At 29.0% G+C, this 14879-nt stretch carries 14 protein-coding genes; 1 reads left to right on the top strand and 13 read right to left on the bottom strand.

The features are described 5' to 3' along the window. Positions 1-18 precede the first annotated feature (18 nt). Positions 19-549, top strand: a complete 531-nt coding sequence (locus tag L1276_RS07655; protein WP_253786517.1) for an ORF6N domain-containing protein — start codon at positions 19-21, stop codon at positions 547-549. A gap of 41 nt (positions 550-590) precedes the next feature. Here the strand turns inward: L1276_RS07655 and L1276_RS07650 are convergent, their stop codons facing one another. The 13 genes from L1276_RS07650 to L1276_RS07590 all read right to left on the bottom strand — a co-directional run bounded on the left by L1276_RS07650 (position 591) and on the right by L1276_RS07590 (position 14875). Beyond that, on the bottom strand, positions 591-1358 hold the full coding sequence (locus L1276_RS07650) for a glycosyltransferase (RefSeq protein WP_253786515.1): 768 nt from the start codon (positions 1356-1358) through the stop codon (positions 591-593). Between the two features lie 30 nt (positions 1359-1388). Beyond that, a complete protein-coding gene (locus L1276_RS07645; protein ID WP_091490190.1) occupies positions 1389-2372 on the bottom strand; it encodes a UDP-glucuronic acid decarboxylase family protein in 984 nt (327 codons plus the stop codon). A 64-nt stretch (positions 2373-2436) separates the two neighbouring features. After that, positions 2437-3561 carry a glycosyltransferase gene (locus L1276_RS07640; protein WP_253786513.1) on the bottom strand — a complete coding sequence of 375 codons (1125 nt, stop codon included), beginning with the start codon at positions 3559-3561 and terminating at the stop codon, positions 2437-2439. Further along, positions 3542-4786, bottom strand: coding sequence for an O-antigen ligase (locus tag L1276_RS07635; protein WP_253786512.1), 1245 nt, complete (start codon positions 4784-4786; stop codon positions 3542-3544). The genes L1276_RS07640 and L1276_RS07635 overlap by 20 nt, the downstream gene beginning before the upstream one ends. Beyond that, entirely contained in the window at positions 4773-5918 is a 1146-nt protein-coding gene (locus L1276_RS07630) for a glycosyltransferase (RefSeq protein ID WP_253786510.1), read from the bottom strand. The genes L1276_RS07635 and L1276_RS07630 overlap by 14 nt, the downstream gene beginning before the upstream one ends. Beyond that, complete coding sequence (locus L1276_RS07625; protein WP_253786509.1) at positions 5896-6531, bottom strand: hypothetical protein; 636 nt, start codon at positions 6529-6531, stop codon at positions 5896-5898. The genes L1276_RS07630 and L1276_RS07625 overlap by 23 nt, the downstream gene beginning before the upstream one ends. Before the next feature lie 689 nt (positions 6532-7220). Next, positions 7221-8210 (bottom strand): glycosyltransferase family 2 protein, encoded by a 990-nt coding sequence (locus tag L1276_RS07620; RefSeq protein ID WP_253786507.1) that lies wholly within the window; start codon positions 8208-8210, stop codon positions 7221-7223. Next, positions 8203-9450: a lipopolysaccharide biosynthesis protein gene (locus tag L1276_RS07615; protein ID WP_253786505.1), complete on the bottom strand. Its 1248-nt coding sequence runs from the start codon at positions 9448-9450 to the stop codon at positions 8203-8205. The genes L1276_RS07620 and L1276_RS07615 overlap by 8 nt, the downstream gene beginning before the upstream one ends. A gap of 59 nt (positions 9451-9509) precedes the next feature. Continuing rightward, positions 9510-10019: a hypothetical protein gene (locus L1276_RS07610; protein WP_253786504.1), complete on the bottom strand. Its 510-nt coding sequence runs from the start codon at positions 10017-10019 to the stop codon at positions 9510-9512. A gap of 44 nt (positions 10020-10063) precedes the next feature. After that, on the bottom strand, positions 10064-11041 hold the full coding sequence (locus L1276_RS07605) for a hypothetical protein (protein WP_253786502.1): 978 nt from the start codon (positions 11039-11041) through the stop codon (positions 10064-10066). A gap of 8 nt (positions 11042-11049) precedes the next feature. Next, the gene (locus tag L1276_RS07600; RefSeq protein ID WP_253786500.1) at positions 11050-12729 is read right to left on the bottom strand and encodes a hypothetical protein; all 1680 of its coding nucleotides are present in this window, start codon (positions 12727-12729) and stop codon (positions 11050-11052) included. A 120-nt stretch (positions 12730-12849) separates the two neighbouring features. Then, positions 12850-13239: a hypothetical protein gene (locus tag L1276_RS07595; RefSeq protein ID WP_253786498.1), complete on the bottom strand. Its 390-nt coding sequence runs from the start codon at positions 13237-13239 to the stop codon at positions 12850-12852. Positions 13240-13390: 151 nt separating this feature from the next. Continuing rightward, on the bottom strand, positions 13391-14875 hold the full coding sequence (locus tag L1276_RS07590; protein ID WP_253786497.1) for a GH3 auxin-responsive promoter family protein: 1485 nt from the start codon (positions 14873-14875) through the stop codon (positions 13391-13393). Positions 14876-14879 lie beyond the last annotated feature (4 nt).

The following is a 14879-nucleotide window of genomic DNA, read 5'->3' as shown; positions in this document are numbered from 1 at the left end:
GTTTTTTATTAAAAACTTATGGACGATAAATCTTTACTCTCTGAAGAAACAATTTCTAATAAAATATATTTTATCCGTGGTCAAAAAGTTATGCTTGATCGTGATCTAGCTTTACTTTATGAAATAGAAAGCAGAGTTTTAAATCAGGCTGTAAAAAGAAATTTATCAAGATTTCCGCCAGATTTTATGTTTCAACTTACTGAAATTGAGCATCATTCTTTAAGATCACAAATTGTGATCTTAAAGAAAGGAAGAGGTGAACATCAAAAATATTTACCTTATGCATTTACTGAACATGGAGTATTAATGCTTTCTAGTGTATTAAAAAGCGATAAAGCCATTCAGACAAATATTCAAATTATGAGAATCTTCACGAAAGTGAGACAAATGCTTTTAGACACAACAGAAATTAAGGTTGATATTCTTCAGATTCAGAAGAAGTTAGAGAATCATGATAAAAATATCGAATTGGTTTTTTCTTATCTCGATGAATTAACTGAAAAAAAAGAAAATGAAGTTGAAAGAGTCAAGATTGGTTATAAAAAATAATTAATTCTTTAAGGTCGCAATTTGCGACATCAAGTTGAATTTTAAATTTTCTTTATATATTTTGGTTTGATTATCAACTGAGTAAATAAAAATCGTATCATTAACAAAATAGCAGACACGAAATTAAAACCATGAAAATCGCGATAAACACCAAAATTGTGTTTTATCAATCTGAATTTTGAAGATGAAATAGAATCTTTTCTAATTCTATAAAAAGCTAAAGATTCTGGAACGGCTTTTACTGTTTTTAGTTGTTTTAAAATCGTAAGCCATATTCTCCAATCTTGTCTTTTTTCGGAAGATTCTAATTTGATTTTTCCAAAATAATCTACATCGTAAATTGCAGTTAAATTGCCCACATAATTGCAGAAAAACAATTGGTCGTATGTAAGAGGATTGGGTGATTCTACTTTTCTATTTAAATCCTTTCCTTCTTCGTCTATAGAATCGTAATAACTAAAAGTAAAAGGCTGATTATTTGTTTTTAAAAACCGTATTTGCTTTTCTAATTTTTCAGCAAACCATAAATCATCGGCATCAAGATAGGTAATGTATTTTCCTGAAGCTTTTTCTAAAGCAGTATTTCGGGCAAAACCATTTCCACGATTTTCTGATAATTTGAAAAGTTTTATTCTATTATCATATTTCGCAAATTCTTCAATCACTAAAGCTGTTTGATCTGTTGAAGCATCATCAACCAAAATCATTTCCCAGTTCTGATATGTCTGACTTTGAACCGATTCTATAGTTTGTCTAATGAACTTTTCAGTATTATATGTTGGTGTTAAAATAGATACTAAATCGTTCATTAGATTTATTTTTCAGAATTTTATTTGTTTTTATTTTATGTAGCTTGAGAAGTCTTTGTGTTCTTCTTTGGCAAGTTCTTCGGGAGATAATGATTTAAAATACTCATATGTAATTTTCATTCCTTCTGCACGGCTTACTTTTGCTTCCCAGCCTAACAATTCTTTTGCTTTTGTGGTATCTGGCTGACGTTGTAATGGATCGTTTATTGGCAGCGGATGATAGACTACTTTCTGATTTGTTCCTGTTAGTTTTATTATTTCTTCTGCAAAATCTTTGATCGTGATTTCGTCTGGGTTTCCAATGTTTACCGGATATACATAATCAGAATGCAATAATCTAAAAATACCTTCAACCTGATCGTCTACATAACAGAAAGAACGTGTCTGCATTCCATCTCCAAAAATCGTTAAATCTTCGCCTCGTAAAGCCTGACCAATAAAAGCTGGAATTACACGACCATCGTTTAGTCGCATTCTTGGACCATAGGTATTAAAAATACGTACTATTCTGGTTTCAACACCGTGAAAAGTATGGTATGCCATTGTTATAGATTCCTGAAAACGTTTGGCTTCGTCATAAACACCGCGCGGGCCAATTGTATTTACGTTTCCGTAATATTCTTCTGTTTGTGGATGAACTAAAGGATCTCCATAAACCTCAGAAGTTGAAGCGATCAAGATTCTGGCATTTTTTACTCTTGCTAATCCTAATAAATTATGTGTTCCAAGAGATCCAACTTTTAAAGTCTGGATTGGAATTTTCAAATAATCGATTGGACTTGCCGGCGAAGCAAAATGCAAGATATAATCCAGATCACCCGGAATGTGAACAAACTTGGTTATATCATGATGATAAAATTCAAAATTTTCTAATTTGAATAAATGTTCAATATTCTTAAGATCTCCTGTAATCAGATTATCCATCCCAATAACAAAATATCCTTCTTTGATAAATCTGTCACATAAATGTGATCCTAAAAATCCTGCCGCTCCGGTTATAAGTATTCTTTTCATGATAGTTGTTTAAACACCGCAAATGTAATTGATTTGAAAATTATTTTTTGGTTATCTTTTCAATTTATGTTGTTTTTAAAGACTTTTGATATTCTTTAAATTTTGTTTCTACAAATTCTTTCATTTCTTTTTCAAATCTTTGTTTTGAAAAAGAAAGGGCATTTTTTCTAATTGTTTTTGGATCGAATTTTATTTTTTCAAAAGCCATTACTGCATCCTTTATGCTCTCTGCAGATTGTTTATCAAAAAAAATACCGGTGCTGTTATTAACAACTGTTTCTTGAGCTCCTCCTTTTCCATAAGCAATTACAGGTGTTCCACAAGCTTGAGCTTCAACAGGTATAATTCCAAAATCTTCTTCGGCAGCAAAAACAAATGCTTTTGCTTTTTGTAAATATTTTTTAAGTCTTTTGTTTTCTATAAACCCTACAAACTCAATATTATTTTTAGCGATTTTTTGAAGTTTTTTTAATTCCGGTCCATCTCCGGCAACAATTAATTTTAAGTGAGATAATTCATTAAAAGTTTCTACAATTATTTGAGTGTTTTTATAAGGAACTAAACGAGAAGCCGTAAAATAATACTCTTCTTTTTCTTCTTCCAAAGAAAAAAAATCGACATCAACAGGAGGGTAAATTACTGTAGATTCTAAATTATATATCTTCTTTATCCTGTTGGCAATATGTTTAGAATTAGCAATAAAAAAATTTACATTGTTTGAGTTTAAAGTATCCCACTTTCTAATTTTTTTCAAAATATACCTCGCATAAATTCCTTTTAAACCTTTATTTAAACCCGCGTCGCTTAAATATTGCTCTTGTAAATCCCAAGCGTATCTCATGGGTGAATGACAATAACAAATATGCAATTGATTATTGTTGGTACGAACACCTTTTGCTACTGCAGATGATGAACTTATTACTAATTGATAATCTTTTAAATCAAACTGCTGGATGGCACGTGGAAAGAGTTGCAAAAATTTTCTGTGATTTTTTTTTACCGTTGGCAGTTTTTGAATAAAACTTGTTTGGGCTTTTTTTCCATTTAAAATAAACTTTCTATCTTCATCATTTAAAAAGTCTAATAATGCAAAATGATCAAAATCATCCCAAATTGAATTTATAGAATGAATAACCTTTTCAGCACCCCCATTTACATAATACCAATCGCTAATTAATGCTTTTTTCAAAATAATCTGTTCGGTTAATAAAAAATAGTGTGTTAAAAAAGGTGAAAAAGACAACGCCTATCTGTCTGTCAAATATATTTTCAGTTAACATGGCTGCCATGATTATGAAGATAAAAATTCCATAATGCAAATTCATATTTTTTATACCCCAAAGTAAAAAAACAAAAAATAGTGCCAAGCCAAATATACCATATTTAAGCCATATATCTAAATACTGGTTGTGAGAATTATATTCTATTTTCGTGTAATCATCATAGTTTTTATAGGTATATCCTGCATAACAATTATCTAGCTTTTTTTGAACATTTCCAGGCCCCACTCCCATTATCCAATTTTCTTTCAAGACAAAACTTACACAATGGTAAATACCATATCTAAAATTGACTTCTTCTGATTTTTGCGACTTATTTGGCAGTATCAGTTTTGCATTCCAGATTTCATCTATTCTTTTCTTTGATGAGGGAATAGAAAAAACCAAAAATATTACCACCAGTATTGATACTATAAAACTGATTTTAACATAAACTGTTGAAGTTTTTTTGAAAAGTAAAAAAAGCGATATTATAATAAACAGAAAAAGAGATAATCTTGCGGCAAAGCTAATAACAGAGAAAATCAATAAAGAAATTCCTAAGCATCTGAAAGCATTAAAATAAGTGATTTTTTTTTGAGTACTGAAAAGATCATTCAAAATCACAAGACTTGAAAACACAAATAAAATTCCTAAATAAGGTAGATGGATTTGAGATATATCACTAAAAAAATTTCTTATGACAGGATTATAATAAGTATCTGATTTCATTACTTTTAAATATCCATTCGATAAAATCACAATCCAGATATATGAAGCCAAAATTATGTTTGAAATAATAAAAACATTAAGTGATTTTCTTAATGTATCTTTATAAAAAAAGCTTTTGTTTATAATCATAAATAATGGGAAAACCAGAAAAGCGACATTCTTTTCTAAAAATCTTGTAGCAAGTTTTTTATCCTCAATAAAGAAAAAACTAATTAAAAAAGCCAGATAATAGCTTGTTAAAATTACTAGGTTAAGTTTGTCTTTTTTCTCAATTAATCTATAACTTTTTTCAGAAATTAGTATTATTAAAGAAAAAAGGGCCCATAAAATAATCGCCAAGACACTTTTCTTTAATCCCAGAATAGGAAATGATCCTAAAAGGATAGTTGCATAATTATATAAATCTATTTTACTTTTTTTCATCTTGGAGTTCCCTTTTTAAAATAGACAGATAATTGTTTTTCATTAAAAAATCCTGAGCATTTTCGACCATTTTTTGTTTCTCTATATTATTCATTTGAAAAGCTTTCAATATTGATTTTGAAAAATCTTCTGGTGTATTTGCTTCAAAATACATGTCATTTTTTATCAATCCTGTCCCTTCGGCCCCAATTTTAGAAGAAATTAAAATTAAACCGTTTTGGATCGCATTTATAGATTTTAATTTTACTCCCGCACCATGTAACATTGGATTAATAAAAACTGTTGATTTTGAGTAGTTTTCACTTAAATCGTTTTCATTTAACCAAACCTCAACATTTGAATATTTCTTGAATATCTCTTCAAATATTTTAGGTTCTTTATCTCCGGTACTTCCAACAATTATCAGCTTATATTCTTTTTCTGAAATTAATGAAGAATGAACGTTTTGTAAATACCATATAATTGCTTCTAAATTATTTGGCATAAACAAAGCACCTATAAAAAGCACATTTTTATTTGATAATTTTTGTTTTACAAAAACATCATTAACTGATGCCGGCAAGTATATAGATTTGTTTATAAGTAATGTTTTGTTATTATTTATTTCTTTGTTTGAAATAAACCAAAGTCTGTCTGCTTTTTCAAAAATTGTTTTTGAGTAAGTCTTATACTTTATTCCTTCCAGATAATAATAGAGTTTTTCAGCGTAATTTTTTGAACTTTTTGCTAATTGAAAAAAATAATTTGATTCGTTATTATGAACTCTTACTATTGTTTTATTTGCTTTAAAACTTTTATTTTTAAGTATAATTCCAACACTTTCAGACTCTAAAACGGCATAGTCATAATTGTTTTTTAAGGATACTTTTTTTAAGGCTTTTCTTGATATAACTTGAAGTGGCAGCTTTAAAAATAAATCACTTAGTTTGTTGTTTCTGGGAACAATTATAATCTCATTAATAAATTGTTTTATAAAATCTATGTTTTTTTGTTCTGGATATTGTTTACATGTACATATTAAATCAATATCATGTCCTAACGATTTTATTCCTTTTATACGTTCCAAAACATCAAAAGCACCACCAAAATGCGGTGGATAAGGAAAAAAACTAGCAACTATAAGTATTTTCATTTTTTTTTGAAGTTGTATTGGTTATTTGAGTCTGCAAAACATCTAAAAAGGCCATTAAAAACCATACTTCATATTTTATATAAAAAGTAACATAAATCAGCCCTGCCAGAATAAAAAATAAAAGAGGAGTTTTTATGAAAAAGAAATTGGTATCGCGAAATTTAGAAAAGAAGATATATCTTTTTATAAAAAAATTATAAAAGAAAAGAATAAACCCAAATCCTCCAAATATCAAATTATCAAAAAAGTCAGTCTTAGTAGATAATGCTTTTGTCGTTATTAAATATCCTTTTATTTCCTGCAAATTTAATGTACTTACCCAAGATGTGTTTATTATATCCCTAATAGCTTCCGGATAATAATAAATAAATCCACTCCAGCCAACTCCAAAAGGATGAGTTATAAAAACTTTTAATGAAGCCAAATATGACGTTAAACGAGTGCCGAAAGTAATACTTGAATTAAGTTGTTCATCAATATTCTTTTGCAAAATCATAACTACAAAAATGATAAACAAGATAAATACCGGAGCTCCAACCAATAATACTTTTTTAAGCTTGGCATGATTATACATATACTGAAGTGTCATTGGCAGAACAGAAATAATTATCAATAAAAGATATCCTTTTGACTCACTAAAAAAGGTATAATAAAGAAATATGAACGTCGAAAGAATATATATTCTTTGTTTTGTCTTTTTTGATTTTTCTAAATAATTTACCAAAAAAACCGGGATAAAAATAAAAAACGTTAGTACAGTTCCTATCCAGCTTTCTTCTCGGGTTAATAGTCTTACTCTATAATATTTTAAGTTATCTGAATGCAGAAAAGAAGCAAAAATTGTTTCTTTCTTTAAAAAAATTACTTCAATAAACAAGTAAACTGCCAAGAGTGCCTGAAGAGTGAAGAGAGCATTGAAAAAATAATCAAAACTGTTTTTTCCAGAGGTAAATAATATGTAGACAAATTGATAAAAAATCAATATTGAAACTGGATATACAAATAATTTAACTGCTTTTAATATTACATTTTCTTTTATAACTACAAATGAATCATTGACATAATATACAATTGGAATAAATAGCAATGACATTATAATTAAATAAAAAATATAATAGATAAAATACCTGGTGTATTTTGAAAGTACCAATTTTTGGTGCATTATTATATAAATTAACATTGGAATTGTAAAGAGCACGATGGGTGAACGTGCAATTTCTCCAAAGACATTTACCAAAGGAAAATCCTGATACAGGGCTGATAAAAGCACTATAAAAAATAATAATGTTTTAATGTTAATCTTCATTTGTAAAATGTAATCTTTAACAATTCTAATCCAAGTTTAAACTTTCCTTTTCTCACTCTATTCAAAATCAATAATACGCTGGATATGTAAAATTTGAATCCGAGTTTATAATATTTTTTTACAAAAATCTTTCTGCTTTTAAAGATATGTATTTCAGAAAAAAAAGATTTTTGTTTAGGGTTATATGAAGATCCTATCGTTGCTCCTTCTTTATGAAAAACCTGAGACTCTAACGACCAATCTACAGACCAGCCTTTCTTTTTTGCTCTATATGCCCAGTCTAACTCTTCGTAAAAAAGAAAAAAATCTTCGCTTAAAATGCCTACCTCTTTTAAAAAAGAATATCTCACAAACATTGAGGCTCCAATGACATAATCAATTTTTTCAAATTCTGATTTTGTTTTATAAATCGATTCTCCTTCTCCAATGTGACTTGATATATAAAAATTTTTATCAAACTTCCCTCCAACTGCTTGCAATGTATCTTGTTTGTAATAATATATCAACTTGCTTCCTAAAATTCCTATTTTCGAATTTTGATTCATTTCCAGATAAGAAATCTGTGCTTTTAATGATTCTTTATCTACTGCTGTGTCGTTATTTAATAACCAAATGTAAGAATCAATTTCTTTAGACTTTAAAATGGCATTTAAGGCAATATTATTTCCTGATGCAAATCCTTTATTTTTTTCTGCTTTTACAAAAACAAACTGATTTTGATTAATAAAAAGGTTTAGTTTTTTTTCATCTGTATGATCAAACTTAATTTTTTTTAATAAACCCCAATTTAATAATGTTTGAAATGGTAATTCTATCTCACTATTGTCTACAACTATAACTTGATAATTAAAATAATTTAATTTTAAAATGCTTTCAAGACATTCTATAGTGTCTAGAGCACCTTTATGATTCAGAATAACGATATAGACCTTACGATTCAAATGAGTCGTATTTAAGTGGCCGGTAAACTCTGTCTCTTTAATCATTCTTTTTAAAAAGGGATAAACTTGATATAATAATAGATGTCGTTATAAATATTTCGACAATATATATTGAAATTACACTTCCTTGCAAATTGAAATTTTTTGATAGAAAATAACAGCTTACAAACATTAATAAAGATCCAAAAAATGATATACGGGCAATTTTATTTTGACGGTTTTTTAATATCAACATTTGATAAAAGGGTATATTTAAAGCAATTATCAGCGAAATAAATAAAAAGTTAGTGCAAAATAGCAGCGAATTCGATAGCTTTTTGTCCAGATTAAACTCATTTAAGAAGAAAAATGACATAAAGTATAAAATAGTAACTATCAATGCTAAAAATATAATATTAACTATATTTATTTTCTTCAAATAAGCGACCGCTTCTTTTTTATTTTCGATATATATATGGCAAAATTTAGGAAAACTTACATTAAAAAAAACTACTAAATAACTTCTTAAAATTCCTAAAAACATATCTCCTATTTTATAAATACCAGCATAAAAATCTCCCAAAATGTATTTTATAATCAAAATGGGGAAATTGGTGTACACAGATATTGATAAATTTGAAATTACTATGGGATATTCTCTTTTTACACTATCTATTAACTTATTTTTTGAAACAGATTGTAAGGACATTTTATATTCTTTGAATATTTTTAAATAATAATAAGAATAAAAAATTGTGTTAGATATTCCCAGCAAAAAAATTACATATATATAGTCTGATTTTTGATTTACTATCACATACACCAAAAGAACATACATTGCTTTAGAAAGCATTATTATTTTATTAATTTTTTTAAAATTCTCTACTCCAATATAAAACCAAATAGGATTAAAAAATTGAGATATTAGTAGCCATGATCCAAATAAATATAGTTTGAGATCTAAATCTGGTATTAAAACTAAAGCTAAAACAAGACAAACAAGAATAAATAGTAAGACAATCAATCGAAACGCATAAGTAGTACTAAGATATTCTGAAACACGATTCTTATTTTCTTTATTAGAACTTATTTCTTTTACTCCTAAAAGTTTAGAACCAAAATCTATGAATATTTCTAATATTATAAAAAAAGATGTTGCCGCTCCTATTTTTCCCCACTGCTCGATCCCACAAACTGATATTACATAAGGAGCTACAAGTAAAGGGGCTAATAAATTAACAAACTGACCAGATCCGAAAACTAAATAGTTTCGAATTTCTTTAAATTCAATCTTTTTTAAATTCATTAGTTTAAAAGGTGTAACTAAAAGCAAAAAACTACTTCAGAGTTTGAAGTAGTTTTTTGTTATTCTGTAATTTTTACTAACTGAATAGCAAGTTCATCATTGCCCATTAAAAATGGGTCATATTTATCGTTGATAACATTTAATTTGTAACCAAAATAATTTGGGTCCCATGTCACAAATTCATTAGGATAAAAGTATTTTGTGTACTTTTCAAAATCACCATTAATTATTTTTGATTTATATTTTACCGAAATGTTTTTAACAGTGACATTAGACTGAGTAGGATTGAAACCTAAATCAACTCTTATATTTTCTGGAACAACTTTATCCGGAAAATTGACTACAATTTTCTGCATTTCTTTAGAAGCATAAACAGGTCGCGAAACTGAGTTTGTATCCTTCCAAACATCTCCAGCTATTAAATAAAAAACTTGTATTTTATCATTTTTCTCGAATATTCCTTCCACAATAACAGAAAAAACTTCTTTTTCTTTCACAACTTTTTCTTCTTTACAAGAACTGAAAAGAAGTACACTTATTAAAACTGAAACTAAAAATTTTATCTTCATTGGGCATTTTTTGAGCATAAATATATTTTTTTTCACATTTAGTTTTATAATCTTAAATGCTTTTGTCTTTTATAAAACTCTTTAAAAAGATATATGAAAAGAAAAATGAAAAGAAATAAAACCGGAAACACTAATTTTAATTTTCCATTTAAAGAATTTGTTTTTTTTATGTTTAAAGTTGAATTGATTTCTTTAATTGTTTTATCAAAACTAACTAATTTCAATTTATTTTTTCCTTGTTCGTTTACTAAATATTGCTTGGTTTTTATAATATCATTCAGTTGTGTATTTTCATTATAATAAATAAGCTTATCATTTTTTGAAGTGTTTTTTACTGTACTTGAAAAACTGTTTAAAATATTATCTATCTGAGCTACAATGCTGTCATTTTGGGCAATTTGCTGTTCAAGATTTTTAAATCCTATTTTCTGAATTGAATTAAAATATTCAGAACTATTGAAATATTTCATTAACGGAGCAGTAAAAGCTTTTTCATCATTTATCTCATTTGTGACAAATTTAATAGTATGAAAAGTATAATTTTTACTTGTAACATTATCTACTAAAACCTTATTAATATCACCATCTTCGGCCATTAATTTAATAAGTTCAAAATTTTGATCCTTATCTTCAACAAACTTAAAAGCATCTGAAATAGGTTTTATTTCAATCTTTTTTATTGCTTTTGGGTGTGAAATACCTACTACATCCTTCAAAAAAACAGTGTCTCCTGAAATAATTTTTGCTTGTAATAAATTAACTTTTGAATACAAATAGTCTACACTTCCAAAATTTGGAGTAACAATTATCTCATTATCATATGATTTTTCTTTGACATCTAAATACCAGCCAAAACCAAAACCAAAACCCACTATAATTAGAACTAAAATCCAGTTTCGAACGAAAAAGTGAATGAAACGAAAAGTATAGGCATTAATTTTATCTAAAAAAGTACTAATACTTTTCGAAATATCAATGTTAACCTCTTGATCTATATTCTCTTGTGGTACTTTTGTACTCATTTATCCTTTTATTTGATGTTGAAAATCTGTTCTAGAATCTTAATGGTAATTAAATACGTTGGTTTTACTCCTGTTGTTCCCAATCCTCCAGAAGCTAATGTACTTCCTGTTTCCAACGGATTATCTGAAGCATAATAAGCGTAACGAACTTTAATATCGTGCGGCACGCTTTTTCTAATTTTTGATGCCGACTGAATTGCTTTTTGGTAATACGAACCTTCCATTTCAAGACCAATTACACCCCAGGTCGATTCGTGGAAAAATTTCAATAAATCTCTGTTTTGCAGTGAAGTTCCTAAAACGGTAACCATTGCACCTTCGTAAACGTCTATGTCATTTCCTTCGAACATCGCGCCTGTTAATTCATTTTCGAAGAAATAGTTATCCGCCGTTCCTTCATTTATATGTGCCGAAGGAATCATGATATCCCCTTTTCCACCTTCAAGAATTCCGGCTTTACCCATAATCGAAACTGATTTTACGTTTAGTAAAGTTTCTTTTTTAAATGGTTTTAAAAGCTCGTCGATTGTTTCATAAGCCTGTTCTCCAAAAGCATAATCCATTACGATAATTACCGGTTTTTCTTCGTCGATATTAGCGTATGAAAAGGCTGTTTTTGACCAGTCAATTTTAGCGGTATCAAAAATTTGAACATCAATATTAGTTCCCGAAGTGTCCGGAAGAGAAATCATTCCGTTTTTCATTGCTAATTCTTCAACCTGAGTTCTTATTTCTTTTGAACCCGAGCTGCTTAATTCCTCATAAATAAAGAAATCTGTTTTGCCTTTATATTTTGATGTTAATAAAGGCGTTGCAAAAATCGAGTTCATCACGCTGTGCATATTGGCACTTATTACGTGAATTGGACGTTTTAAAAGATTGTTTGCTTTTAAAACTTCCTTGATATTGGTAGCCCAGATTTCTCCATGAATATGGTGTCCTAAACGTTCACGCAAAACCGGACTAAAAGTAATCGTACGTTTGTTATTTTCGACAATTTCTTCGATCGCTAATTTTCCTAGCCAATAAATAACATGAAGGAAACGATCTGGCGCACTTTCAGAACCAAAAGCATCATAGATATCCAAAACCTCTTCAAAAGTTCTGGCCAAAATATTGGCTACGTGCGAAATTGCTTTTTCTTTTTCAATCTGCGATAGCTTTTTAGTTTGTGTTACAGCTTGTTCTAATTTTAGCCAATCACGAGAAACTTCTCCTCCATCATCAACTAAAACTCTGTTTTTAATTTTATGAGATTCAATGAAAATAAAAGTCAAATGCGTCAGGATATCATAAATATCAGATCGTCCGCGCGTGATTTCGACATTCATTTGCTCTTCGTCGATTCTGTAGCAGTTTCTTCTTCTTTTTGGAGGAACAATTGGCTGAAAATGTGATTTAGAATATCCTTCATCTGAAGTTAAGTTGATGAATCTACATTGTTCAATTCCTATTGGAAGACGTTCTATAACGTATAAAAGTCCGTTTAGTTCTACTTTTTCTTCAGCAATATTTCCGTAGATTTCCGGGCGTAATGCTAATAATGATTCACGTAAGCTGTCGCCGGAAACTCCCATTGGTTTGTAAAAACCACGGTTGAATAAATGGCGCATTGTAATGTACATTTTTTCTATTGCTGCAGATGATTCCTGAGCTCTTGATCTTGATATATGTTTGGTTTCTTTCATTCTATTTTATTTTAAAAATCTTCAAAATAGTGAAGATCATTCTAACTTTTGACAAGCGAAAGTAGGAAATATTAATATTATTTTTAGTTGAAAACTAGAAATGTGATTTAATTATAACGTTTATTTCAAATTAGGATTTACAATTTGTATGACTTCACATTCTGCTACAATATATTGTCCTTCCATGAAAAAGGCTTTTAATCCAATTTTAATTCGTCTTTTATGAAGTTCTGTAAGTGTATCATTTAATATCCACATATTTGCTTTTCCTGAAGTCGGAACTTGGAATGATTTATCTAAAATGACATTATCTTTATCATCCAAAAATTCAGGCCAGATCATCCATTGTTGTCTGGCTTTTTCATCGCCAGAATACATAAAATCAGAACGATATCCCTGCATTGGATTTCCTGTTTTTCTCCCTCCTTCATCTGGAGTAAAAAATCTATACGTAACTATAAAATCACATTCCCGATTTTTAACTTGTTCGTAGGGTATATGAACATCCATATTTTATTTATATTTTCAAAATCAACTTTTGAATTTATTGATCCTAATAAATCCAAAAGAAAATTTTTGTTTTTTACTCCACTAAATATTTCAATTAACAAATCCTGCCCTTAAATGATATTTATATTTCGTGAGTAAAAAAATATCATTTTTACTTTAAATTATCAGCAATATCTCTATTGTTTGATAATCTCGGAATTTTATTTTGTCCGCCTAATTTCCCTTGTGATTTCATGTATTCCTGAAATCCGTTTTTTGAAACTTTGCTGATAACTACTTTTCGCAAAACGTTTCCGGTAATTAAATCGTCGTAATAAATATTTTGTTTTCGCATCGAATCATCAATTGCTTCTGCAAAAGTTTCAATATTTTCTGGCTCTTTTTCAAATTCTATTAACCATTCGTGATATGGCAGTCCGTTTGCTGGCGTGATTTGCGGCGCAACGGTAAATTCGTTTATTACAATATTAGTTCCGGCTGTAGCTTCTTTCATTGCGTTTTCGACTTCGTTTGCAATTACGTGTTCTCCAAAAGCAGAAATATAATGCTTGATACGTCCTGAAACTATGACACGATATGGAGCCAAAGAGGTGAACTGAATCGTATCTCCAATATTATAACCCCAAAGTCCGGCATTTGTAGAAACGATTAAAGCATAATTTACGCCCAATTCTACTTCGCCAATTGTATAACGTTTTGGGTTTTCGGTAAAGAACTCATCGGCTTTTATAAATTCATAGAAAATTCCCGAATTCAGCAATAAAAGCATTCCTCTTTCTTTTTGGGAATCCTGATATGCAAAAAATCCTTCAGAAGCCGGAAACAATTCAATGCTGTCTACTTTCTTGCCAATCATTTGCTCAAACTTGGCACGGTATGGCTCGTAATTAACACCGCCGTAAATAAACAAATTAAAGTTCTTGAAAATTTCTCCTATCTTTTTTCCTCCGCTTTTTTCCTGTAAACGCTCAAAATACATTTGTACCCAGGACGGAATTCCGGAAATCACAGACATATTTTCATTAATCGTTTCGCCTACAATAGTATTTACTTTGGTTTCCCAATCATCAATGCAATTGGTTTCCCAAGATGGCATTCTGTTTTTTTGCAAATATTTAGGAACAAAATGCGCTACAATACCAGAAAGTCTACCAAATTTAATTCCGTGTTTTTCAATCAAAATTGGGCTTCCCTGCAAAAAAATCATTTTACCATTTACAAAACCGGCATTTCCGGTTTCGTTTATATAGTGCAAAATAGCGTTTCGTGCTGCATTTACATGCGTAGGCATTGATTCTTTGGTAAGCGGAATATATTTCGCACCAGAAGTTGTTCCAGATGTTTTGGCAAAATAAAGTGGTTTTCCTTTCCAAAGAATATTTTCTTCGCCATTTTTAACCTTTTCTATATATTCTTTTAAGTCTTCGTAATCTCTGACAGGAACATTTTTCTGAAAATCTTCAAATGTCTTTATAGTATCAAAATGATGATTTTTTCCAAATTGGGTTTCTTTGGCATTTTGCATCAAACTTTTAAAAACTTCTAGTTGTGTTTCGACTGGATTACTTGACCAGGAAAGTGTTTGATTGTATATTTTGCGGGCAAATATCTTTGCTGCTATTGATTTAATTGACATTTTT

Source organism: Flavobacterium sp. HSC-32F16, from assembly GCF_024171645.1.
Classification (GTDB): Bacteria; Bacteroidota; Bacteroidia; order Flavobacteriales; family Flavobacteriaceae; genus Flavobacterium.
This window is presented reverse-complemented; position numbering and strand designations above follow the sequence as displayed.

Excerpts from the sequence above, each read along its gene's own strand:
- L1276_RS07600 (WP_253786500.1), bottom strand. The coding sequence starts at position 12,729 with ATGAAAGAAACCAAACATATATCAAGATCAAGAGCTCAGGAATCATCT.
- L1276_RS07605 (WP_253786502.1), bottom strand. The coding sequence starts at position 11,041 with ATGAGTACAAAAGTACCACAAGAGAATATAGATCAAGAGGTTAACATT.
- L1276_RS07620 (WP_253786507.1), bottom strand. The coding sequence starts at position 8,210 with ATGATTAAAGAGACAGAGTTTACCGGCCACTTAAATACGACTCATTTG.
- L1276_RS07595 (WP_253786498.1), bottom strand. The coding sequence starts at position 13,239 with ATGGATGTTCATATACCCTACGAACAAGTTAAAAATCGGGAATGTGAT.
- L1276_RS07590 (WP_253786497.1), bottom strand. The coding sequence starts at position 14,875 with ATGTCAATTAAATCAATAGCAGCAAAGATATTTGCCCGCAAAATATAC.
- L1276_RS07655 (WP_253786517.1), top strand. The coding sequence starts at position 19 with ATGGACGATAAATCTTTACTCTCTGAAGAAACAATTTCTAATAAAATA.
- L1276_RS07630 (WP_253786510.1), bottom strand. The coding sequence starts at position 5,918 with ATGAAAATACTTATAGTTGCTAGTTTTTTTCCTTATCCACCGCATTTT.
- L1276_RS07610 (WP_253786504.1), bottom strand. The coding sequence starts at position 10,019 with ATGAAGATAAAATTTTTAGTTTCAGTTTTAATAAGTGTACTTCTTTTC.
- L1276_RS07635 (WP_253786512.1), bottom strand. The coding sequence starts at position 4,786 with ATGAAAAAAAGTAAAATAGATTTATATAATTATGCAACTATCCTTTTA.
- L1276_RS07645 (WP_091490190.1), bottom strand. The coding sequence starts at position 2,372 with ATGAAAAGAATACTTATAACCGGAGCGGCAGGATTTTTAGGATCACAT.
- L1276_RS07615 (WP_253786505.1), bottom strand. The coding sequence starts at position 9,450 with ATGAATTTAAAAAAGATTGAATTTAAAGAAATTCGAAACTATTTAGTT.
- L1276_RS07650 (WP_253786515.1), bottom strand. The coding sequence starts at position 1,358 with ATGAACGATTTAGTATCTATTTTAACACCAACATATAATACTGAAAAG.